Annotated in this window: 19 protein-coding genes; 10 read left to right on the top strand and 9 right to left on the bottom strand. The window is 65.2% G+C overall.

Going from position 1 to position 21,032, the window contains the following annotated elements; genetic code table 11:
* Positions 1-19: 19 nt before the first annotated feature.
* Both KF857_04895 and KF857_04890 read left to right on the top strand, forming a co-directional pair.
* The gene (locus KF857_04895; GenBank protein MBX3111327.1) at positions 20-3,115 is read left to right on the top strand and encodes an alpha-mannosidase; all 3,096 of its coding nucleotides are present in this window, start codon (positions 20-22) and stop codon (positions 3,113-3,115) included.
* Positions 3,116-3,139: 24 nt separating this feature from the next.
* On the top strand, positions 3,140-4,279 hold the full coding sequence (locus tag KF857_04890; protein MBX3111326.1) for a VCBS repeat-containing protein: 1,140 nt from the start codon (positions 3,140-3,142) through the stop codon (positions 4,277-4,279).
* Here KF857_04890 and serS read toward each other — a convergent pair.
* On the bottom strand, positions 4,276-5,562 hold the full coding sequence (serS, locus tag KF857_04885) for a serine--tRNA ligase (GenBank protein MBX3111325.1): 1,287 nt from the start codon (positions 5,560-5,562) through the stop codon (positions 4,276-4,278). The two genes, KF857_04890 and serS, sit on opposite strands and share 4 nt — an antisense overlap.
* Positions 5,563-5,681: 119 nt before the next feature.
* Here serS and KF857_04880 point away from each other — a divergent pair, with 119 nt between their 5' ends.
* The 3 genes from KF857_04880 to KF857_04870 all read left to right on the top strand — a co-directional run bounded on the left by KF857_04880 (position 5,682) and on the right by KF857_04870 (position 9,764).
* Positions 5,682-8,177, top strand: coding sequence for an NTP transferase domain-containing protein (locus tag KF857_04880; GenBank protein MBX3111324.1), 2,496 nt, complete (start codon positions 5,682-5,684; stop codon positions 8,175-8,177).
* On the top strand, positions 8,174-9,064 hold the full coding sequence (locus KF857_04875; GenBank protein MBX3111323.1) for a polysaccharide deacetylase family protein: 891 nt from the start codon (positions 8,174-8,176) through the stop codon (positions 9,062-9,064). The genes KF857_04880 and KF857_04875 overlap by 4 nt, the downstream gene beginning before the upstream one ends.
* A gap of 85 nt (positions 9,065-9,149) precedes the next feature.
* On the top strand, positions 9,150-9,764 hold the full coding sequence (locus tag KF857_04870; GenBank protein ID MBX3111322.1) for an HD domain-containing protein: 615 nt from the start codon (positions 9,150-9,152) through the stop codon (positions 9,762-9,764).
* 64 nt (positions 9,765-9,828) lie between these two features.
* Here the strand turns inward: KF857_04870 and KF857_04865 are convergent, their stop codons facing one another.
* Positions 9,829-11,073 carry a hypothetical protein gene (locus KF857_04865; protein MBX3111321.1) on the bottom strand — a complete coding sequence of 415 codons (1,245 nt, stop codon included), beginning with the start codon at positions 11,071-11,073 and terminating at the stop codon, positions 9,829-9,831.
* Positions 11,074-11,338: 265 nt separating this feature from the next.
* On the opposite strand from KF857_04865, the gene rpsF reads away from it, so the two are divergent.
* The 3 genes from rpsF to KF857_04850 are packed head-to-tail and all read left to right on the top strand — an operon-like array spanning position 11,339 to position 13,146.
* Positions 11,339-11,662 carry a 30S ribosomal protein S6 gene (gene rpsF / locus KF857_04860; GenBank protein ID MBX3111320.1) on the top strand — a complete coding sequence of 108 codons (324 nt, stop codon included), beginning with the start codon at positions 11,339-11,341 and terminating at the stop codon, positions 11,660-11,662.
* Positions 11,659-12,075, top strand: a complete 417-nt coding sequence (locus tag KF857_04855) for a single-stranded DNA-binding protein (GenBank protein MBX3111319.1) — start codon at positions 11,659-11,661, stop codon at positions 12,073-12,075. Before rpsF ends, KF857_04855 begins: the two co-directional genes overlap by 4 nt.
* Positions 12,076-13,146, top strand: coding sequence for a bifunctional phosphoglucose/phosphomannose isomerase (locus tag KF857_04850; protein MBX3111318.1), 1,071 nt, complete (start codon positions 12,076-12,078; stop codon positions 13,144-13,146).
* Here the strand turns inward: KF857_04850 and KF857_04845 are convergent.
* Both KF857_04845 and KF857_04840 read right to left on the bottom strand, forming a co-directional pair.
* Positions 13,143-13,802: an HAD-IA family hydrolase gene (locus KF857_04845; protein ID MBX3111317.1), complete on the bottom strand. Its 660-nt coding sequence runs from the start codon at positions 13,800-13,802 to the stop codon at positions 13,143-13,145. The genes KF857_04850 and KF857_04845 overlap by 4 nt on opposite strands.
* 2 nt (positions 13,803-13,804) lie before the next feature.
* Entirely contained in the window at positions 13,805-15,547 is a 1,743-nt protein-coding gene (locus KF857_04840; GenBank protein ID MBX3111316.1) for a GAF domain-containing protein, read from the bottom strand.
* Between the two features lie 138 nt (positions 15,548-15,685).
* Between KF857_04840 and KF857_04835 the strand changes: the two genes are divergently transcribed.
* The gene (locus KF857_04835) at positions 15,686-16,375 is read left to right on the top strand and encodes an LON peptidase substrate-binding domain-containing protein (GenBank protein MBX3111315.1); all 690 of its coding nucleotides are present in this window, start codon (positions 15,686-15,688) and stop codon (positions 16,373-16,375) included.
* An 8-nt stretch (positions 16,376-16,383) separates the two neighbouring features.
* Here the strand turns inward: KF857_04835 and KF857_04830 are convergent, their stop codons facing one another.
* From KF857_04830 to KF857_04815, 4 genes are read right to left on the bottom strand one after another with little or no spacing between them, the layout of a single operon-like run.
* Positions 16,384-17,223, bottom strand: coding sequence for a M55 family metallopeptidase (locus tag KF857_04830; protein ID MBX3111314.1), 840 nt, complete (start codon positions 17,221-17,223; stop codon positions 16,384-16,386).
* Positions 17,220-17,669: a hypothetical protein gene (locus KF857_04825; GenBank protein ID MBX3111313.1), complete on the bottom strand. Its 450-nt coding sequence runs from the start codon at positions 17,667-17,669 to the stop codon at positions 17,220-17,222. The genes KF857_04830 and KF857_04825 overlap by 4 nt, the downstream gene beginning before the upstream one ends.
* Positions 17,670-18,233, bottom strand: a complete 564-nt coding sequence (locus tag KF857_04820) for a hypothetical protein (GenBank protein MBX3111312.1) — start codon at positions 18,231-18,233, stop codon at positions 17,670-17,672.
* Positions 18,230-19,324, bottom strand: coding sequence for a Gfo/Idh/MocA family oxidoreductase (locus KF857_04815; protein MBX3111311.1), 1,095 nt, complete (start codon positions 19,322-19,324; stop codon positions 18,230-18,232). The genes KF857_04820 and KF857_04815 overlap by 4 nt, the downstream gene beginning before the upstream one ends.
* Positions 19,325-19,387: 63 nt before the next feature.
* Between KF857_04815 and KF857_04810 the strand changes: the two genes are divergently transcribed.
* Positions 19,388-20,548: a DnaJ domain-containing protein gene (locus KF857_04810; protein ID MBX3111310.1), complete on the top strand. Its 1,161-nt coding sequence runs from the start codon at positions 19,388-19,390 to the stop codon at positions 20,546-20,548.
* Here KF857_04810 and KF857_04805 read toward each other — a convergent pair.
* Positions 20,545-21,018 (bottom strand): VOC family protein, encoded by a 474-nt coding sequence (locus KF857_04805; protein ID MBX3111309.1) that lies wholly within the window; start codon positions 21,016-21,018, stop codon positions 20,545-20,547. The genes KF857_04810 and KF857_04805 overlap by 4 nt on opposite strands.
* Positions 21,019-21,032 lie beyond the last annotated feature (14 nt).

Genomic DNA, 21,032 nt, shown 5'->3' with positions numbered 1-21,032 from the left:
GGGCCGTCCAGGTAGGGCCATGCTCAAGCACACGACGATCACGCGCGACCGCGTCCGGCAGTTCATCGAGTTCCAGTTGCGCGAGGGTCTGTTGCACTCGGCCGTGGACGTGCCCGCCGAACTGCTCGTCCAGGCCTGCGCGACACCGGCCGACGCCGCGGCGGCGAAGGGCTGGAAACCGGTACGGCCGGGTGACGTGTGGGGCCCGACCTACCAAGAGGGCTGGTACCGGGTCGCGGCGGACGTCCCTGCCGAACTCCGGGGGCAAAGCCTGGTCCTCACCTACGGGAAGCCCGAGATCGCCTGGGAGCGCGGCGAGATGGTGGAGGGGACGGTCTTTGCCGGCGACGTCGCCGTCGGGGGCCTCGACTTCGCCCACAACTGGTTCCGGCTGCCGGGCGGCGCGACACGCCTGGACTACCTGGTCCAGACCTACGCCCACAACGCCGAGACCACCGTCCACCGGCCCGAAAAGCCGCGCACGGCCAAGCCCGAGGTGTTCCGCGGCTTCATCCTCGCCGCCCTGGACGAAGAGCTCCTCGCTCTCTACTTCGACTGCGCCTTCTGCTTCGACTTCCTCAACGCCGTCGCCGAAGACGACCCGGCCCACGCCACCGTCCTGAGGGCCCTCAACGATGTCTGCAACCTCTGGGCGGGAGGCCGCCCCAAGAGCCTGGCCGGGTGCCGCAAAGTCCTTCGCGACGCGCTGGACAGCCTTGGCAACGAGCTCAAGCACACGATCACGCCGGTCGGCCACGCCCACCTCGACACCGCGTGGCTCTGGCCGCTCAGCGTCACCCACCTGAAGATGACCCACACCACCGCGCTCCAGCTGGACTTGATGGACAAGTATCCGGAGCACGTCTTTGCCCACAGCCAGGCGAGCCAGTACGAGTGGCTGGAGAAGGAACGGCCCGAGCTCTTCGATCGGGTCAAGCGCGCGGTCAAGCGCGGCCAGTGGGAGGTCGTCGGCAGCATGTGGGTCGAGGCAGACTGCAACCTCACCGGACCGGAGAGCCTCGTGCGCCAGTTCCTCTATGGCCGACGCTATTTTCACAAGCACTTTGGGACGACCACCGACGACTTGTGGCTCCCCGACGTCTTCGGGTACTCGGCGGCGATCCCCCAGATCCTCGACAAGTTCGGCATCCAGTTCTTCCTCACCCAGAAGATGAGTTGGAACCAGACCAACAAGATCCCCCACAACACCTTTTGGTGGAAAGGGATCGACGGCACGTCGGTGTGGACCCACTTCCCCCCCGCCGACACCTACATCGCCAGCGGCGCCCCCAGCGAGATCGTCGCGAGCGTCAAGAAGCACCGCGACCAGTCCCGGAGCGACCGCTCCCTCTATCTCTATGGCTTCGGGGACGGCGGCGGCGGCCCGACCGAGTTCCACCTGGAACGCCTGCGCCGGGCCCGCAGCGCGCCGGCGATGCCGGCGATCGAGACCCGCACCAAGGCCAACCACTTCTTCCACCGGGCCAAAGAAGAGAGCAAAGACCTCTGCACGTGGAGCGGCGAACTCTACTTTGAGATGCACCGGGGCACGTACACGAGCCAGGCCGCCAACAAACGCGACAACCGGGTGTGCGAGTTCCTGTTGCGCGACGCCGAGCTCCTCGCCGCCTTCGCCCCCGACTATCCGGCGGCGGAGTTGGAGTCGGCATGGAAACTCGTCCTCCTCAACCAGTTCCACGACATCATCCCCGGCTCGTCGGTGCGCGAGGTCTACGTCGACAGCGCCCGTGACTACGCCGAAGTCAAAAAGACCGGCGCGGCGGTCGTGGAGCGGTCGCTCCGCGCCCTGGGACAGCCGCTCGTCCCCGCTGGGGTCGAGGAACCGTTCGCCATCTTCCACAACGCCCGCGTGCCCAGCCAGGCGGCGGTGCCCTTTGCCGGCGGGCCGGAACCGAATTCCGTCGTGTGCGACGGCGAGAGCCTCCCCGTCCAGGTTGTCGAGGCGTTTGGCGAAAGGCAGCTCGTCTTCCCCGTGCCGACCGGCGCCCTCGGGGCCGTCGCGGTGGCCCACTTCAGCGACGCCCAGCCCCTCGCCCAGCCCCGTTTGAAGGCCGCCCCGCGCAAGTTGGAGAGCCACGAGTGGTCGGTGAAGTTCGACGCCCACGGCAACATCACCAGCCTGCAGACCCTGGAAGACGACCCGGTCGAGTTCGTCCAGCCGGGCAAGCTCGCCAACCTCTTCCAGATCCTCGACGACCGCCCGCTCTTCTGGGACGCCTGGGACACCGACGCCTACAGCCAAGAGGCCCCGCGGGACCTCGTGAAGTCTGAGTCGTTCGAGGTGGTCGAAAAGGGGCCAGTACGGGTCGCCGTCGAACTGGTCAAGCGGTTCGGGGACAGCACGGTCCGCCAACGCATCAGCCTGGGCCCCACCCCGGGGATCCGCTTCGACACCGAGGTCGACTGGCGGGAGAGCCACAAGATGCTCAAGGTCGCGTTCCCGGTCAACGTCAATGCGACCCGCGGGTCGTTCGAGATCCAGTTCGGCCACGTGGAGCGTCCGACCCACCGCAACACCAGTTGGGACACCGCCCGGTTCGAGGTATGCGCCCAAAAATGGGCCGACCTCAGTGAAGGCGGACACGGAATGGCGTTGATCAACACGGGCAAGTACGGCCACGACGTCCACGACAACGTCATGCGGCTCTCGTTGCTCCGTTCGCCCAAGGCGCCGGACCCGGTCTGCGACATGGGCGTCCACCGGTTCACCTACGTCCTCCTCCCTCACTACGGCCAGGTCCAGCACAGCGACGTCGTCGACGCGGCCTACGCGGTGAACGCCGAGCCCCACGTGGTCAAGCTTAAAGCGGGCAAGGGCGGGGCGGGGACGTCCCCCGAGTTGGCGCGGGTCGACGATCGGAACCTGGTTGTCGAAGCGGTGAAGAAGGCGGAGGACTCGGACAAGCTGGTCGTGCGCCTCTACGAGGCCCACAACTCGCGCGGGACGGCCCTGCTCAGCCTGGCCCGGCCGGTGAGGAGGGCCTGGCTGGCCGACCTGATGGAGAAGCCCGGGGAAGACCTTGAGGTCGTCGACGGGTCGGTGAGGCTCACCTACCGTCCCTTCGAGATCATCACCGTCCTCGCCGAAGTCTGAACCGCGACGCAGTAGTATGGCGGCATGCTCACCGCCATACTGCTGGCGCCGCCAGTGACCTGGCAGCATGTCGTTGTCGACCCCGCCTTCCGGTCGGAGGCGGTCGCGGTGGCCGACGTCGACCGCGACAAGAAGCCCGACATCCTCGTCGGCGACTACTGGTACGACGGTGCCGCGCGCAAGCGGCACGAAATCCGGCCCCCGCTGGAACTCGGCGACGGATTCTCGACCTACAGCGAGGCGTTCGCGGTCTTTGCGGGCGACGTGGACGGCGACGGCTGGGTCGACCAGATCACGGTCGGCTATCCGGGCACGGCGGCCAAGTGGTACGCCAACCCGAGGGGCAAGCCCGGCCACTGGAAGGAGAACGTCGCCTGGCCCAGCGTGTGCAACGAGTCACCGCTCTTCGTCGACCTCTTCCGCGACAAGAAGCCTGTGCTGGTGTGCGGGACCCAACCAAACGGTCAGGAAAACCAGGGCCAGATGGTTTGGCTCGAACCGGGCCGCGAGTGGCGGGCCCACCCGGTCAGCGGGCCGTCGACCCCGGGCCACGAGGTCCCCGGAACCCAGCGGTTCTCCCACGGGCTTGGCGTCGGCGACATCAACGGCGACGGGCGGGACGACGTCGTGACGGTGGACGGCTGGTGGGAGCAGCCCCGGGCGGGCCGCGGGGCGGCGGGGCCGTGGCCCTTCCACCCGGCCAAGCTGGGCGGGCCGGCCGCCCAGCTTGCCGTGCTGGACATCGACGGCGACGGCAAGGCGGACGTCGTGGCCAGCTCCGCCCACAACTACGGCGTGTGGGCCGCCGTCCAGCAGGGGGACGGTACGTTCCTCATCAAGGAGCTCTTCCCCCGACTCGTCGCCTCGGCCCACGCCCTGGTCATGGCCGACCTGGACGGAGACAAGGTTCCCGACATCGTCACCGGCAAAAGGTTCTGGGCCCACGCATGGAACGACCCCGGCGCCCGCGACCCGGCCCGCCTGTATTGGCTACGGGGTCGCCGGGCCCGCGACCGGTCGGTCACGTTTCAGCCGGTCGTGGTCGACGAGGACAGCGGCGTCGGCACCGGTCTCGTCGTGGCGGACTTTGACGGTGACGGCAGGCAAGACATCGTGACGAGCAACAAGAAAGGTGTCCATGCCTTTCTGCAGCGTCGCGGCTAGAACGGGTGGCTGGCCGGCGCGTCGATCCGGTCGCCGCCCATATAGGGCACCAGCGCGGCGGGCACCTCGACGTGGCCGTCACGCCAATACGTCTCCAGCAACGCCACCATCAGACGCGGCACGGCGAGGCCAGACCCGTTCAAGACGTGCACGAACTCGGGCGGGGCCCCGGCCTCACGCCGGAAGCGGATGTTCGTCCGACGAGCCTGGAAAGCCTCGAAGTTGCCGCAGCTCGAGACCTCCAGGTAGCGGCCTTCGCCGGGGGCCCAGACCTCCAGGTCGTAGATCTTGGCGGCCTTGTCGCCCATGTCCCCGGTACAGAGTTCGATGACCCGGTAGTGGAGGCCAAGGGCCTGGAGGACGTCCTCGGCGTCGGTCACAAGGGCCTCCAGTTCGTCGTACGACGTCTCGGGTGTCACGAATTTGACAAGTTCGACCTTGTCGAACTGGTGCATGCGCAGGATGCCCCGGGTGTCCTTGCCCGCGGCCCCGGCCTCGCGCCGGAAACACGGCGTGTAGGCGGCCAGCTTGACGGGCAGTCGGGCCCCGTCCAGGATGGTGTCGCGCATCAGGTTGGTGACGGGCACCTCGGCGGTCGGGATCAACCACAGGTCTTCTCCCTCGGCCTTATAGAGGTCGTCGGCAAACTTGGGCAGGTTGCCGGTCCCCTCCAGGCTTTGGCCCAGCACGAGCGCTGGCGGTGACACCTCGTAGTAGCCGTTCTGGCGCACCTGAAGGTCGGCCATGAAATTGGCGAGCGCCCGCAGCAGCTTGGCCCCGGCCCCGGTGTAGACGACAAACCGGCTCCCGCTGACCTTGGCCCCCAATTCGGCGTCGAAGAGGCGGAGGTCCGCGGCGATCTCCTGGTGCTGTCGGCTCGGCTCGGCGCGCTTCTCGCCCCACGTGCGGACCACCGGGTTCTCGGTCTCGTCCTTTCCGTCAGGTGCCGACGCATGGGGCAGGTTGGGGAACTGCAGTTCGACTTCGCGGAGCTGTTCTTCAAGCCACCGCTCCTTCTCCTCAAGCACCTTCTGCTGGCCCTTCATTTCGGCCGTTTTGGCCCGGGCCGCTTCGAACTCTTCGGTCTTGCCGGCCGCCCGCAGGGCCCCGATGGAGTCGGCCACCCGTTTGGCCTCTGCCCTCAGGTCGTCGAGTTCCTTTTTGGTCGCCCGCCACTCACCGTCGACGCGCAGGAACTCGTCGACCGGGGCCGAGACACCCTTGCGGGCGGCCTGGGCGCGGACGAATTCCGGCTGTTCGCGGACGAGCTTGCGGTCGAGCATGTGGACACACAATGTACCTTTCGCGAACCTAAACACCGCCCGACAAGGGCCTTCCGCCGATCCCGTCGATTTACCCGCACATTTGTTACACAATCCTGGACAGGCAGGGTGACTCGACGATGAGGGCTGTTGTGATGGCGGGGGGAGAGGGGACGAGGCTAAGGCCGATCACGGCGAACCGCCCGAAGCCCTTGGTGCCCGTCGCCAACAAGCCGATCATGGAGCACATTGTCGAGCTCCTCAAGGCGCACGGCATCACCGACATTGTCACCACCGTCCACTACCTGGCCCACGAAATCCAGAACTACTTCGGCGACGGCAGCGATTTCGGCGTGGCGATGACCCACAGCATCGAGGACAACCCCTTGGGCACGGCCGGCGCAGTCAAGCAAGCCGAGGTGCTCCTGAAGGGCGAGACATTTGTCATCATCAGCGGCGACGCCCTGACCGACTGCGACATCACCAAGGCGGTCGCGTTCCACCGGGCCAAGGGCAGCTTGGCCACCATCGTCCTCTCCCGCGTGCCCAACCCGTTGGAGTTCGGCATCGTCATCACCGACGAGGAAGGCCGCGTCCTCCGGTTTCTGGAGAAGCCGGGGTGGAGCGAAGTCTTCAGCGACACGGTCAACACCGGGATCTACATCCTCGAGCCGGAGATCTTCGCCTACATGGAGCAAGGGAAGAACTACGACTGGAGCAAGGACATCTTCCCCCAGCTCTTGCGCGAGGGCAAGCCTCTCTACGGCTACATCATGGGCGAGTACTGGTCCGACATCGGCACCTTGGAGCAGTACCGCGAGGCCCAAGCCCATGTCCTGCAGGGTCGGACGAAGCTCAACATCCCCGGTGAACGGACCGCCCCCGGCATCCACATCGGCCATGACACCGTGGTCGACCCGCTTGCCGAGCTGGTCGCCCCGGTGTGCATCGGGAGCAACTGCCGCGTGAAACGCGGGGCCAAGGTCGGCCCGTTCAGCGTCGTCGGTGACTCGTGCCTTATCGAGGAGCGCGCCCAGATCGAGCGGAGCGTGATGTGGGACCGGTGCTACATCAGCATGGACGTGGAAGTCCAGAGCGCCACCCTCGGCAGCCGGGTCACCGTGAAGCGCGAGTCACGGATCAACGAGGACGCGGTCGTCGGAGACCGCTGTCTGATCGACGTCGGCTGCACGATCCGGCCCCGGGTCAAAGTCTGGCCCGACAAGACGATCGAACGGGGCAGCACGGTCACGATGTCGCTCGTGACCGGGAACCGTTGGCGCGGCACCCTGTTCCGCGACCTGGGGGTCGCCGGCATCAGCAACATCGAGATGACGCCGGAGTTCGCCACGCGGTTCGCCTTGGCCTACGGGTCGGTGCTCCCGCCCGGCAGCTTGGTCGTCAGCAGCCGCGACAGCAGCCGCAGTTCCCGGATGATCAAGCGGAGCGTCATGGCGAGCCTGCTCAGCACGGGATGCCGCGTGGTCGACCTGCACGGCCTCCCTGTCCCCATCACCAGGCATCACACCTGCCTCATGGGCGGGGCCGGAGCGGTGAACGTGCGCAAGCTGCCCGGCAATACCAAGCTGACTCTCATGGAGGTCTTTGACTCCAACGGGGCGTACCTGCCGCGCGCCGTCGAACGCAAAGTCGAGGCCAGCTTCTTCCGCGAGGACTTCCGGCGGGCCGACATGGACGACCTCGGCCAAATGGTCGAGGCGGTCCAGCCGGTGGAGGCCTACACCCGCGACTTCAAACTCAAGTTGCCCGAACCCGGAAACCGCCGCATCCGCCTTGTTGTCGACTATGGGTTCAACTCGGTCAGCACGATCTTCCCCGAGATCCTGTCGCAGGTCGGCTTCGAGGTCATCAGCCTCAACTCCTTCAACGACGCCCGGTCGGCCCCGAGGCGGCGGGACCAGATCGACAGCCACCTGGACAACCTGTCGCGTATCGTCCCTTCGGTCGGCTACGACATGGGCGTGCTCGTCACCCAAGAGGGTGAATCCCTCCACCTGGTCGACGACAAGGGGCTTCGGGTGGTGGGCAACACCCTGTTCACCGCGATGTGCCTTCTCGTGGCCCGGTCGAAACCAGGGGCGCGGATCGCGATGAGCGTGACCGCCCCCAACCGGCTCGAGGAGCTCCTCACCAAGCATGGGGCGACCACCGTCCGGTGCCGCTCGGGCGTGCGCGACCTGATGGCCGCGGCGGCCGACAACGTCGACTTTGCCGGCAACGAGTCGGGGGGGTTCATCTTCCCCAACCTCCATCCCGGCTTCGACGCGATGTTCGCCCTCGTCCACTTCGCGAGGCTCCTCCAGGCGGCCGGCACACCGCTCAACGACCTGGTCAACACCCTGCCGGAGTTCCACCTGGCGTACCGGCAGATACCCTGCGCCTGGGAGACGAAGGGCACGGTGATGCGCAAGTTGAGCGAAGAGAGCCGCCAAGGTGCCCGGGTCGAATTGGTTGACGGTATCAAAATCTACGACGAAGACTCTTGGGTCTTAGTGCTACCCGACTCGTTTGAGCCCGTGTTCCACGTCTTCGCCGAGAGCCCGTCCCTGAACAACAGTGAGGCCATGGTGCACGAGTTCGCCGGAAAGATCGACGTGATGAGGTCGGGACGTTGACCCTGGCCCGGATTCTGAGCGCCGCTGTTCTGGTCGGAGCCCTGGCAAGCCACACCCCTGTCGCCGCCCGGCCCGCCCAGGTGTTCACCCAGCCTGCCCGGGTCACCGAACGAAAGGGCAACACCGAAGGGTCGGTGATCGTGCCGATGTACCACCACATCGGGCCGACCGAGAAGTACATGTTCCGGTCGTACGAACACTTCCGCAACGACCTGCTGCGCTTTTACAAGATGGGGTTCCGCCCCGTCACCATGCGGGAGTACGTCCATGACGACATGAAACTCGCCCCCGGGGCGTCTCCCGTCGTCATGACGTTCGACGACTCCCACCGCGACCAGTTCAACATCCTCGAGGACGGCACCGTCGACCCCAAGTGCTTCGTCGGCATTTGGATGGCCTTTGCCGCCAAGCATCCTGACTTCCCCGTCAAGGCCACATTCTTTGTCAACGCGAACGGACCGTTTGGCCAAAAGAAGTGGGTCGCCAAAAAGATCGAGATGCTCAAGGCCTGGGGGTGCCAGGTCGGATCACACACCATGTCCCATCCGAACCTCAAGAAGCTCTCTGAAGAACAGGTCGTCAAGGAAATGGGAGCCTGTATCGACATGATCGAGGCGTTGGGCATGGAGGCAGACTCGTTCTGCTACCCTTACGGCATCAAGCCCAAAGACATGACGTTGCTGACCAAAGGGTTTGAGTACAAGGGCAAGCGGTACAAGCACACCGACGCGTGCCTGGCCGGAGACCAGCCCGCCTACTCGCCCAAGAGTAAGAAGTTCAACCCCTACAACATCGCCCGGGTCGGTGCTGACGATAAGGACCACGGCCTGACCTATTGGTTGAACCGGATCGCCGACGGCAGGCACAAACCTTATGTCCAACCCTGAAGAAACCCTCGTGCCGGCCACCGAGAGAACGGAGAGTCGGACAGTGACATTCAAGCGGGTTAAGACTAACCCAAAGGTCAGGGCGTTGATCGCCGGTGCCAACGACGTCATGCGGGCGATGGGCTACACCGAACACGGCCAGCGGCACGCTGACGTCGTGAGCGGCATCACACGCTACATCATGGAGGGACTAGAGATGCCGCCTCGGCAAGTCGAACTTGCCACCATCGCGGCCTACCTCCACGACATCGGCAACTCGATCAACCGCAACAACCACCCGATCTCCGGCGCCGGACTGGCCTACAACGTCCTCAACGAGATGGGCATGCCGACGGAAGAGATCACGCCGATCCTGGGGGCGATCGGAAACCATGAGGAACTGGTCGGCCAGCCCGTCAGCATCATGTCGGCCTCGCTGATCATCGCCGACAAGGGCGACGTCCACTTCAGTCGTGTCCAGAACCCGGTGATAGAGACCTTCGACATCCACGACCGCGTGAACTACGCCGTCCAGAAGAGCCGCGTCGAGCTCGACGCCCATGCCAAGACCATTCTCCTTGCCCTGGAGATCGACACGTCGTTCGCTACCGTGATGGAGTACTTCGAGATCTTCCTGTCCCGCATGGTCATGTGCCGCCGCTCGGCGAACATGATGGGCTACCGGTTCGCCCTCTCGGTCAACGGAACCTCGTTGGAATAGTAAAGGAAGTCCGCCCGGGGCCAGTCAAGGCACCCGGACGGACATCATCGAGGCGGGGCCGGGCCTAGACACCCACGGAGCCAGCGGCCTTGCGTTCCTTGTTCTTGATGCGGAGGTGCTTGCCGTCGATCGAGAACGCGAACTCAAACTCACCGTCACCCATGTCACCCAGCAGCTCGCGCTGAGCGGGGGTCAGGTCGGCCGGGGTCAGGTACCCCTGGTCCGCCATCATCTTCTTTTGGCCGTCGGTCAGGCTGTCCAAGATCTTGCGGGCCTTGTCTTGGTCCATGGTGAAGTGGCGGTCGATGTCCAACGTGTGACCGTCGAACCCTGACTTGACCTTCGTCGCCTTCTTCACCTCGGGGCGGGTGACCTTGTAGGTGCCGTCCTTGTCGATCGTGATCACAACGTCGCCACCCTTTGACCGAAGGTCGATGACCTGCTTCTTGCCGTCCGGACCGACGACGGTCACTTGGCCGCCCGGGCCAATGAGCCAGCTATGTCGGCCAAGTTCAGCCAAGGCCTTCGCGTCAAAGCCGAAGCTGCGGCCCGTCTTGCCGTCGGCAAAGCCCTTCTGCAACTGCTCCATCTGTTGGTGGAGCTTCTTCATAGCCTCACCGTCCAGCTTCATTTCACCGGCATGGGCCTTCATCTCCTTGGCCAGCTTTTCCATCTTGGCCTTCCACTCGGGCGAGTCGAACTTCTTGGCAAAGTCCTTGCCCCAGGCTTCCATGTGCTTCTCAAAGGCCTTGGAGTCGAACTTCTTCTCGAACTGCTTGGACCACTCGCCCATGTGTTTTTCGACAAGTTCCTTGAAGCGCTGCTTTGTCTTCTCGTCGGCTTGTTCGATGTCCTTAAGGTCCTTGACCCCCATCTCCTTCTTGATCTTGTCAAAGACTTGGGGGATCTCCGCGAACATCTCGACCGGCGGGACAGGGACGGCCTCCGCCGACTGCGGGACTTCGGGGACCTCGGGGATGTCAAAGTTGCCCGCCACGATCTCCGGGAATCCAGCCGGGCAAAGGACGTACTTGTCCCCCTCCTTCTTCGCCTGTAAGCCCATCGCGCTGGCGAGGAGCGGGCCGACGTCCGCGGGGTCGACGTCGGTCAGGGTCAAGGTGACGTCGCGGTCCGGGATGTCCGAGTCGGCGATGGAGATGGGCAGATTGCGGGAGCGTGCCCATGACACGACCTCCCGGGCAGGCACATGGTCAAAGGTTTTGGTCACCTTTTGGGCTGAATCGACCGGGTTGGACGCCACGTGCATGGCACTACCGTCAAGACTGACGAACTGGGCCTTGGCGATCATGACACCTGTCACAGCAACGGCTACTCCAGCCGCTACAACCAGCTTAGAACGGATATTCTTCATGAATCCCCCACCTTGCGAAAGCAAAGCTAAGTGTCCTTACCGGACGAAGGATGCGGGAGGTTCCATGGTCCCTGAGGAAAGGTGAAAATCAGGGAACCCAGGGCCGACCGGGCGGTCCGGGTATCTTGGCGCACTGTCTCACGCTCTCTGTGCCAGGCCAGTGGGCCGGGCACTGTACAGAGGCCATAGGGAGCCAAACAACATGAAGACGTCCAAGTACGAAGCGCTTTATATCGTCCCCGCCTCGCTCACCAGCGAGGAAGTCCAGGCCGTCGCCGACAACTTCAAAGGCGTCGTCGAAAAGAACGGAGGGACGGTCGAGTCGGCCGGTCTTTGGGAGAAGCGGAAGCTTGCCTACGAGATCAACGACCATCGCGAGGGCAACTACATCCTCATGCACTTCGAGGCCCCCGGCAACGTCCCCGCCGAGCTCAACCGCCTCATGCGGATCAACGACCAGGTCATCCGCCACACGATCCTCACCCGTGGCCCCGAGACCGAGACTCCCGCCGAGGTCAAGGCATGAGCCTGAACCGCGTCGTCCTCATCGGCCGGCTGACCCGTGACCCCGAACTTCGGTCGACGACTTCCGGTAAGTCGGTGGCCAACTTCGCGATCGCGGTGGACAAGCGGGTCAAGCCGACGGACGGTTCGCCGACCGCCGACTTTTTCAACATCAGCGCCTGGGGCCAGACCGCCGAGTTTGTCGCCAACTATCTCTCCAAGGGGCGGCTTGTCGCCGTCGACGGCCGACTGCAGTCGCGCAAGTACACCGACAAAGAGGGCCAGAACCGCGAAGCCTTCGAGATCGTCGCCGACAGCGTCCAGGGGCTGGACAGGCCGCGTGACGACGACGGCGCACCGCGAGGCGGCTCCTCCGCCCGCGCCACCGGGACCGCCCCGGCAGAGAACGAGTACGACCCCTTCGCCGACGAGTAAATGCCCCTCCTCGACGACCGCTCCGCCGTCACCCAGCACGACCCGTCCGGCTTCGTCGGGCTGGTCGAGGCGTTTCCTGAGCAGTGCCTCCGCACTTTGGAGATCGTCCGGGGCGCCGACTTGCCCGACGCCCTGCCGGGCGTCACGTCGGTCGTGCTCACCGGCCTCGGCGGCAGCGCGGCCGGAGGAGACTTTGCCAAAGGTCTCTTCGACGCCCAGTCCAGCGTCCCCTTCCAGGTCAACCGCGACTACCACCTGCCCCACTGGGTCGGGCCGTCGACGTTGGTCTTTGCGACCAGCTACAGCGGCAACACCGAGGAGACTCTCGCCGCCTACGACGAGGCAAAGTCTCGCGGCGCCACGGTCGTCGCCGTGACGAGCGGCGGCCAGTTGGCAGAGAAGGCAAAGGCCGACGGATTCACGTGTGTCACGGTCCCCGGAGGCCAGCCGCCCCGCACCGCCCTCGGCTACATGCTCGTGCCGGTCGTCTTCATCAGCGACAAACTGGGCTTGCTGCCCCGGCAAGATTACGAGGGTGTCGTCGCCACGCTCTTTGAAGCCCGCGACCGGTTCGGTCTCGACCGTCCCACCACCGGGAACGAAGCCAAGCTACTCGCCGAAAAGCTCAGCGGCAAAGTCGGCCTCCTGTACGCCGCGGGGGCCTGGCAGGCCGGGGTCGCCAACCGCTGGAAGGGACAGATCAACGAGAACGCCAAAGAAATGGTGTTCACCCACGTCTTCCCTGAGCTCTGCCACAACGAGATCCTTGGTTGGGAGGGGTCGGGCGAACAAGGCGTCGACGCGTGGGTTACCGTCCTCATGCTCGGCGGCGACGAGAGCCCGCGCATGCTCGCCCGGATCGCGGCGACATTTGAACTCATCGAAGGCAAGACCTCGTTTGCCAAGGCGAGCGGATTCGGTGAGAGCCTGCTGGCGCGGATGCTGTCCCTCGCCCATTTCGGCGACTACGTCTCCGTCTACATGGCCGCGTTGGCCGGACGCGACCCGGCCGCCATGGTCGCGATCGACCGGCTCAAGGCCGAGTTGGCCAAGATCGACGCGCCGGCCTAGTCTCGCGTGACCAAGCCCCGCAGCAGCGTGACGTCGACCTTGGTGAGTGAGTCGACCACCACGTCGGCCAAGGAGAAGTCATAGTCCCTCGTGACCGCATTGGGCACGGCGACTGCGGCCATGCCCGCCCGCTTCGCGGCCAAGACACCGTTCGAAGAGTCCTCCAGCGCAACAGAGGCAGTTGGCTCCGCCCCAAGGCGAGAACATGCGCCCAGGTAGAGGTCGGGGGCTGGCTTGGGTGCGTGGTCGTCGCGGGTGACGACGGCGGCGAACCGCTCAAGCACGTCAAGCCGGGCCAGGTGGCCCTCCACCCAATCCCGCCGCGAGCTTGACGCCACCGCGACCGACACGCCGTCGTCGCTCAGGGCGTCGAGCAGGGCCTCGACCCCGGGGAGCAGCAGCAGACCTTCGTTCAGCCGGTCTCGACGCGAAGCCCATTCGGCCATGGTCGCCGCCCTGTCCAGGTCTTGTCGGGAAAGGACGACCAGGTGTTCGAAAGCGTCAAAGGCGGTCGGGCCCGCTCCGACCGCTTTGGCCCAGTCCTCGGGCGCAAGGTCGCACCCATGGTCGGCATAGACCGACTGCCACGCCGCGTACTCGTTCGACTCCGTGTCAGCGATAAGGCCGTCGAAGTCGAAGACCACCGCTTGCAGCATCTTCAGTCGTTGAGTTCCTTCGCCTTTTCCAGGTCGAGCTCCACTGGGATCGCGACCTTGAACGTCGAGCCCTTGCCGACCTCGGACTCTGCCCACACACGGCCAAGATGGACGGTCTCGACCAAGTGCTTGACGAGGTAGAGGCCAAGGCCGGTGCCGTAGATCTTCCGGTTGTCCTCGTTGTTGACCCGGTGGAACCGCTCAAAGACCTTGGAGAGGTGGTCGGCAGGGATGCCGATGCCGTGGTCCTCGATGCCGAAGACGACCTCGTCCCCTTCACGCTTCAGGTGGACGATGACGTCACCACCCTCGGGCGAGTACTTGATCGCGTTGTTGAGAAGGTTTGTCAGGATCTGGTCGAGCTTGTCCTCGTCGCCAATGATGCTGTCGGGGATGCCCTCGGGGACGATCTGCAGCTTGACCTCGTGCCGGTGCGACGCCTGGTTCTGGACCCGCACGACTTTCTCTACGAGCGGCACGACGGCGAACCTGGTGTAGTTGGGTTTGAGCGACTCGCCCGCCTCGATCCGGGCCGTGTTGAGCAAGTCGTCGATCAAACGGCGCAACCGGTCGCACTCGCTGACCACGATGCCAAGAAACTCCTTGCTCTCTTCCTTGGAATACAGGTTGTCGTCCAAGCCCTCGAGCAGGGTGCTGCTGAAGCCTTTGATGGCGGTCAGTGGCGTGCGGAGCTCGTGGGAGGCCATCGCGACAAAGCTCGACTTCATCTTGTCGATGTTCTTGGCCTCGGTCACGTCGTTGAAGATGACGACGAAGCCCAGGTTTTTGGCCTCTTCGTTCTTCACCAAGGCGCCCTGCACGGTGTAGATGCGTTCGACACCATGGAAGTCAAGGCTGACCTCATAGGGATCTGGTTCGTTGCCTGCCGCGCCCATCACCATGAAGGCGTTCAAGCTCTCTTCGGGAAACGCCTCGGAGACATGCTTGCCGACCACGTCGGCGCCCAGCCGGAAAATCGCCCGTGCGCTCTGGTTGATCTGGCTGATCCGCGCGTCGGGCGAGACAAGCACGAGGCCGCTCGTCAAGCTCTCGAAAGTCTGGAGAAGCTCTTCTCGCTCCTCGACGACCTTCTTATACAGCTGCAGGTTGGCGATGATCGACCCGACGTTGCGGGCCATGCGCTCCAACAGGCGGACGTCCTCGTCGTTGAAGTCCTCGCCGTGCCGCTTGTTGAAGGCGTGCAAGACACCGATGGTGGTGCGGTCGACGATCCGGTTCTCTTCGTCGCGCCGCTCGATGACCAAGGGGACGGTGATGCCGTTCTGGACGTGCATCAAGGCGACCAAGTCCTTGCGGGTGCGGGGGTCGTCGTCCGCGTTGTGGAAGATCAGCGGCTCGCCGTCACGGAACACCTGGCCGGTGATGCCTTGGGTCGCGCGGACCTTGAACTTCTCCAGCTTCGACTCTTCGACGCCGTAGGCGGGCGGAATGGCGACCAGTTCGCCGACCTCGGCCTGGTAGAACATGATGACGATCTTCTCCGCTTGGAGGATCATCGCGATGCGTTGGACCAGCCGTCGAAGGGTGACGTCCCCTTCTTGGATGCTGGCCACTTCGCTGGCCGACTCCATCGGCACGGCGGCAGGCACGTTGTCGGCCGGTTTGGACTGCCGGTCAGGTTCGCTGCTGCTGCGAAGGCGCTGGTTCTCCGCCTCCAGCTCAGCGATCCGACTTTGAAGAGACTCCAACCCCTCGTTGCTGTCCGGTGCATGCATCTCGCTCATTGGTTCGCTCAGGGGTCAAGTCCGCTCAACGCGAATGAGGAAGGATACCCAGCGGGCCCTTCGGTCCCACCATCCCGTCAGAAGTCCCGGCCAGCTCTGACACCTCAAGGTCAGGGCTCCCCTAGCTATAATTGAACCATGTCCGAGCACCTGGAGGAAATGCCGCTCTTCCCCCTCAACGCGGTGCTGTTCCCCCACGCCGACCTCCAGGTCCACGTCTTTGAGGACCGGTACCGCGAGATGGTGCGTGACTGCGTCCAGTACGACAGCGGCTTTGGGGTCGTGCTCATCCGGTCGGGGAGCGAAGTCGGACCAGGCGCCGAGCCATACATGGTGGGCACCGCCGTCCGGATCGTCAAGGTGCAAACCTTCGAAGACGGCAAAATGGACGTCCACGTCCGGGGCCAGCGCCGGTTCAGAATCCGCAAGCTCGACGAGTCACGCAGCTACCTCGTGGGACATGTCGAGCCCGTCGTCGAGCTGGAGGTCTCCGACGAGGAATGGGCCACGAAGTTGATCGACCAGGTCCGCGGGACAGTCCACCAACTGCTTGAAGAACAGTTTTCCAAGCTCGACGTCAAAGTGACGTCGATCCACTTGCCCCAGGACGCGACGGACCTCTCGTTTGTCATCGCCAACCTCCTGCACTGCGACAACATCCGCAAGCAATACCTGCTGGAGACCACCGACACGGTCGACCGGCTCAGCGAGATGCTCCCGATCCTAGAGCAACAGATCGTCCAGGCCGAAGAAGCCGACCGGGTGGAGTCACCCACCAATTTCCGCCTGACCACCCAACACTTCGACGACGTGATCTCGCCGAACTAGCGGCGCCGTCAGTCGTGGGCCCCGCGTCCCAGTCCGGCGACCGACATCGCCCGTCGCGTCGCGCGGTGGGCCGTCGGCCAGTCCGCCGCCGTGTATTCGATCGTGAAAGCGTCGAGCCGCTTCCACCCGTCCAGCAAACAGGCGGCGTCCGTCTCCTCGCTCCGGTTGTGCTCGAGCCTGACCGTCACGGGCGAAGTGAAGACCGTGGGCGCAGACCCGGCCGAGCGCACCGCCTCGGCCGCGGCCGCTTCGATGAGCGGACCGGTCACCGACGGGTGGAGGAGCCGCCCCATGTACCGGCCGATCCCATGCTTGACCACCGCCGTCTTCACCCCCGGGACCAGGCCGGCCGCCTCGGCACAGCCCGCCGCGTCACTGGAGACGAAGACGAGGGGCACACCGTAATGGCCCGCCGTCGCCGCCGAGAGGCCGATCTCGCCGGTCTCGACGCCGTTCACCCAGCAGCGGTGCACCATCCCGCTGATCGTGTGCTCCATGATCCCATGGAGCGTCCCCGCCATCCCGTGGTAGCCGACCAGCATGGCCGCATCGAAGCTCCCGTCGATGCCTTCCATCATGCCGTCGGCCCCGCTCCCCTGGCCGCTCATAAGCTCGACGCCCGGCTCCAATTCGTCGATCAGCAGGTTCTTGCTGTTGCCGTGGCTGTCCTTGACCAAGATCATGTCCGCCCCGCCAGCGCGTGCACCCCGGACCGCCGCGTTCACGTCGTGGGTCATCATGCGGCGGGCGAACGCCCAGTCGTAGCAGTCGGAGTTGGGGCCACCGGTTTGAGCCCAGCTCACTGTCCCGGTCGTCCCTTCGATGTCGGCGGAGATATAAACTTTCATGGCTTGTCGTCCCGCACTTCGATGTGCTCGAAGTGCCAGATCGGCACGACCGTCTTTCGGGCGACTTCGACCTCGACGACCGCGGCTTTCAGAGAGCCTGGCACATGGAGCCGCATCTTGACGACCTGCCACATCTGGTCTTGGCGTTCACTGGTGTAAGAACTGAACGGCTCAAGTCGCACCGGCCCGGCCGCCTCACCGTACGTGGCCTTCCACTTGGCCCAAGCCGCCTGGTCAGGGGCCGCCTCCTTGGTCTGGGCGTTCCAGGCGTCAAGGACCCCGGAGCCGTCCCACTTGCCGAACGCCGAATCCGCGAACGGGGCGACGAACGTCGTCGCCGACGCCCGGATCTTTCCGTGGGCGTCGCCCCAAACGACCATCATCCCTGCCAAGGGGAACCCCAGGAAGAACGCCATCAGGCCCGCGACTTTCCACTTTTGGTTCATCTATAACCCCAACTTGGCCTGCAGGGCCTGGTACGCCACCCACTGCGCCCCCGACAAGAACACCAGCAGGGCCAGCTTCGCCCACACCACCCGGCGTCCAAAGAAACGCTTCAGGTCAGCCTTGGCGACGATGTAGAACGTGAAGACGAAGGCACCGAACAGGCCCCAGTTGTTCATGGGCCGAAAAGGGATGTCGTCGAGGCGGTACACCGCCCCGTGGCGGGCGCTGAGCGCCACGACGACCTCGGCCCAGCAGTTCAGGAGGCCGACGATCGCAAGGGCCCCCAGCACGGTCTCGGGCCAAAACCTCCGGTACGGCCGCAGGAACCATACGACCATGGTCAGGATCACCGCGACGTCGACGGCGAACCCCAGGGCGTGCGTCTGGGCCACGCCGCCCACCTGGCTGTAGTAGCGGACCGCCGTCTGAAAGCCTTCCAGGTTCTTCAGGTAGGCCAAATCGGTCCCCAAGAGGACAGTGACCGTCAGGGCGAAGAGCCAGTCCTTACCACCCGGGCCCTGCCCGGTCCTTGGCTCGTCAGGCAGACGGTCGTCGATGCTCATGCGTCGAGCTCGGTGTCCGGCATGGCGTCCGGACGGGTGGCGTGGACGACCGGGACGATGTGGCGTCCTTGGGTGCTCGACTCGTGCACCGCGTGCATGACGTCCAGCAGGTGGGCCGCCATCTGCCCGTTGGCCCGGTGCGGCCGGCCGGACTGGATGGCCAGGGCCATGTCCAGCACGCCGACGCCACGGCTGTTCTCCGCATAGGGGCGTCGCACCTCGACTTCGGTGAAGCTGTCCGCACCCTTCTTCTTGAGGAGCACCGGCCCGCCAAAGCCGTTGGGGTCGGGCACGCGGACCATGCCCTCACTGCCGAAGATGTCAATGTGAGGGTAGCCGGGGTCGGCCATCGTGTCAAAGCTGGTCGTCAACTGGGCGACCGGGCCACCCTCGAACTCCAGGACGCTGTGGATCAGCGTCGGTGTCATGACGGGGATCTTCTTGCCCTCGTTGCCGGCGCTGCTGGCGGTCCTCTCGGCAAAGGTGGTCTGGGCCGAGCCCGTGACCCGGGCCACCGGGCCGACCAAGGTCATGAGCGCTGACAAGTAGTAAGGCCCCATGTCGTAGAGCGGCCCTCCCCCCTTGGCATAGTAGAAGGTCGGGTTCGGGTGCCAGCCTTCCGGCCCGGCCCCCATCATCCAGGCCTGGGCGCTGACGACCCGGCCGATCTCGCCTCGGTCGATCAGTTCGCGGGCCGTCTGCACCCCCGCCCCGAGCACGGTGTCGGGCGCGCAACCGACCCGGACCCCTTTGGCCTCGGCGGCGGCGAGGAGTTCTTGGGCCTCAGCCCGCTCAACCGTCAGCGGCTTTTCGTTGTAGACGTGCTTCCCGGCGCTGACCGCCTTCATCGCCACCTCGTGGTGCGCGTCGGGGACGGTGATGTTCAGGATAATTTCGACTTCTGGGTCGGCAAGGATGTCGTCGAGGCCGTACGCCTTCGGGACGCCGTGCTCTGCCGCCTTGGCCTTCGCCCGGTCGAGGTCGAGGTCGGCGACGGCGGCGACCCGAGTCTGGGCGAATCCGGTGAGGTTTTGCAGGTAGATGCCGCTAATGTTGCCGCAGCCGACGATTCCCACGGCAGTTTTGCGCATGGCCGATTCTGGGGGACGCTTAGCCCCGGTCACGGGACCGGGAGCAATCATAATCACCCTGCCTTGCCCACCCTGTACGACATCTTGGGCGTCCCTCCCAAAGCCGACGAGAAGGAGGTCCGCTCTGCTTACCGCAAGCTCGCGCGCACCTTCCACCCGGATTTGAACCCGGACCCCAAGGCTCACGAGCGGATGGCCCAGATCAATGTCGCCTTCGAGGTGCTCAGCGACCCCGTCCGTCGCATGGAGTACGACGCCAGCATCGGCGAGACGGGCAATGCCGAGCCAGAGCAACGGCAGACGAACCGTAAGCGCGCGGTGGTCGCCACCATCGCCCGGCGTCTGCGCGACCACCGGACCCCCGTCTACGCCATGGGCTTCGCGCCGGGCGCCAACCGCCTCGCGACGGCCAGCTTCGACAACGAGGTGATCTTCTGGTCACCCAGTTACGAGTACCCCGAGTCGCGGGTGAGGCTGGAGGGAGGCGTGGTCAGCGCTATGAGCGTCCAGGGCCCCGAGAGGGTCGTCGTCGCAGGGAGCACCGAACAGAACCTCGCTTGCTGGCGGGTGGACGGAGGCCGCGTGGACGTCTGGCGCACCCAGCCCAAGGACTGGGTCGTGACCCTCGCCCCGTCGCCTGACGGCGAGAGCCTCGCCCTGGGGAGCGTCGACTGTTCGATGCGGGTCGTCCGGGTCTCGGACGGCCAAGTGCGCTTCAGCGGGCACACCCACACCGAGTCGGTGACCGCCCTGGCCTGGAGCCCTGACTCGGCCCGCCTCGCCACCGGTTCGGCCGACGCGACCGTCAAGATTTGGTGCGGATTGACCGGCCGGGAGTTACTGGCCCTGAGCAACGTGCGGTCGACGGTGACGGCCCTCGCCTTCAGCCCCGACATGCGGCTACTCGCGGTGGCCGCCGTCGACCTCTCGATCCGGGTCTTCAACTTGGCCGACGCCACGTTGACGAAGACTTTCTTCGGCCACCAGCGGCCGGTCGAGACCCTGGCTTTCCACCCGCGCAGTTGGCTTCTCGCCTCGGGCAGCCGGGACGGGCGCGTCGGGCTATGGAACGCCCGCAACGGCACCGGTCACGGCCAGATCGACGCTTCGCACCAGCCTGTGTCGTGCGTCGCCTTCTCCCCTGACGGGCTGGCCTTGGCCGCAGGCGGTCTGGACAAGACGCTCCGCGTCTGGTCGCTCAGCACGCCCGAGATCGAAGACTAACCCCGGGCCGCCGCTTCAATCTTGGCGACGTCGATCTTGCCCATCTCCATCATCGCCTCAAAGGCGCGCTTGGCGACGTCGCCGCCTTGGGCCAAGGCGGAAGTGAGGGCGCGCGGCGTGATCTGCCACGAGACGCCCCACCGATCCTTGCACCAACCGCAGGCGCTCGCCTCGCCTCCGTTGCCGACAATGGCGTCCCAGTAGCGGTCGGTCTCGGCCTGGTCTTCCGTGGCGATCTGGAAGGAGAACGCCTCGCAGTGGGTGAACACAGGCCCGCCGTTCAAACCAAGGCATGGGATTCCGCAGACGGTGAACTCGACCGTCAGCACCGCGCCGGCGGTGCCGCCGGGATAGTCGGACGGCGCCCGGTGCACGGCGTCGACCGAGCTGCCCGGGAAGGTCTCGGCGTAGAACCTCGCCGCCGCTTCGGCGTCGTCGTCAAACCACAGGCAAATTGTGTTTTTGTGCATCAGCGGCATTGTGG

The organism is Fimbriimonadaceae bacterium (genome assembly GCA_019638795.1).
GTDB lineage: Bacteria > Armatimonadota > Fimbriimonadia > Fimbriimonadales > Fimbriimonadaceae > JAHBTB01.
This window is presented reverse-complemented; position numbering and strand designations above follow the sequence as displayed.

Excerpts from the sequence above, each read along its gene's own strand:
- KF857_04880 (MBX3111324.1), top strand. The coding sequence starts at position 5,682 with ATGAGGGCTGTTGTGATGGCGGGGGGAGAGGGGACGAGGCTAAGGCCG.
- serS (MBX3111325.1), bottom strand. The coding sequence starts at position 5,562 with ATGCTCGACCGCAAGCTCGTCCGCGAACAGCCGGAATTCGTCCGCGCC.
- KF857_04895 (MBX3111327.1), top strand. The coding sequence starts at position 20 with ATGCTCAAGCACACGACGATCACGCGCGACCGCGTCCGGCAGTTCATC.
- KF857_04865 (MBX3111321.1), bottom strand. The coding sequence starts at position 11,073 with ATGATCGCCAAGGCCCAGTTCGTCAGTCTTGACGGTAGTGCCATGCAC.
- KF857_04825 (MBX3111313.1), bottom strand. The coding sequence starts at position 17,669 with ATGAACCAAAAGTGGAAAGTCGCGGGCCTGATGGCGTTCTTCCTGGGG.
- KF857_04815 (MBX3111311.1), bottom strand. The coding sequence starts at position 19,324 with ATGCGCAAAACTGCCGTGGGAATCGTCGGCTGCGGCAACATTAGCGGC.
- KF857_04830 (MBX3111314.1), bottom strand. The coding sequence starts at position 17,223 with ATGAAAGTTTATATCTCCGCCGACATCGAAGGGACGACCGGGACAGTG.
- KF857_04835 (MBX3111315.1), top strand. The coding sequence starts at position 15,686 with ATGTCCGAGCACCTGGAGGAAATGCCGCTCTTCCCCCTCAACGCGGTG.
- KF857_04845 (MBX3111317.1), bottom strand. The coding sequence starts at position 13,802 with ATGCTGCAAGCGGTGGTCTTCGACTTCGACGGCCTTATCGCTGACACG.
- KF857_04850 (MBX3111318.1), top strand. The coding sequence starts at position 12,076 with ATGCCCCTCCTCGACGACCGCTCCGCCGTCACCCAGCACGACCCGTCC.
- KF857_04890 (MBX3111326.1), top strand. The coding sequence starts at position 3,140 with ATGCTCACCGCCATACTGCTGGCGCCGCCAGTGACCTGGCAGCATGTC.
- rpsF (MBX3111320.1), top strand. The coding sequence starts at position 11,339 with ATGAAGACGTCCAAGTACGAAGCGCTTTATATCGTCCCCGCCTCGCTC.
- KF857_04805 (MBX3111309.1), bottom strand. The coding sequence starts at position 21,018 with ATGCACAAAAACACAATTTGCCTGTGGTTTGACGACGACGCCGAAGCG.
- KF857_04855 (MBX3111319.1), top strand. The coding sequence starts at position 11,659 with ATGAGCCTGAACCGCGTCGTCCTCATCGGCCGGCTGACCCGTGACCCC.
- KF857_04840 (MBX3111316.1), bottom strand. The coding sequence starts at position 15,547 with ATGAGCGAGATGCATGCACCGGACAGCAACGAGGGGTTGGAGTCTCTT.
- KF857_04820 (MBX3111312.1), bottom strand. The coding sequence starts at position 18,233 with ATGAGCATCGACGACCGTCTGCCTGACGAGCCAAGGACCGGGCAGGGC.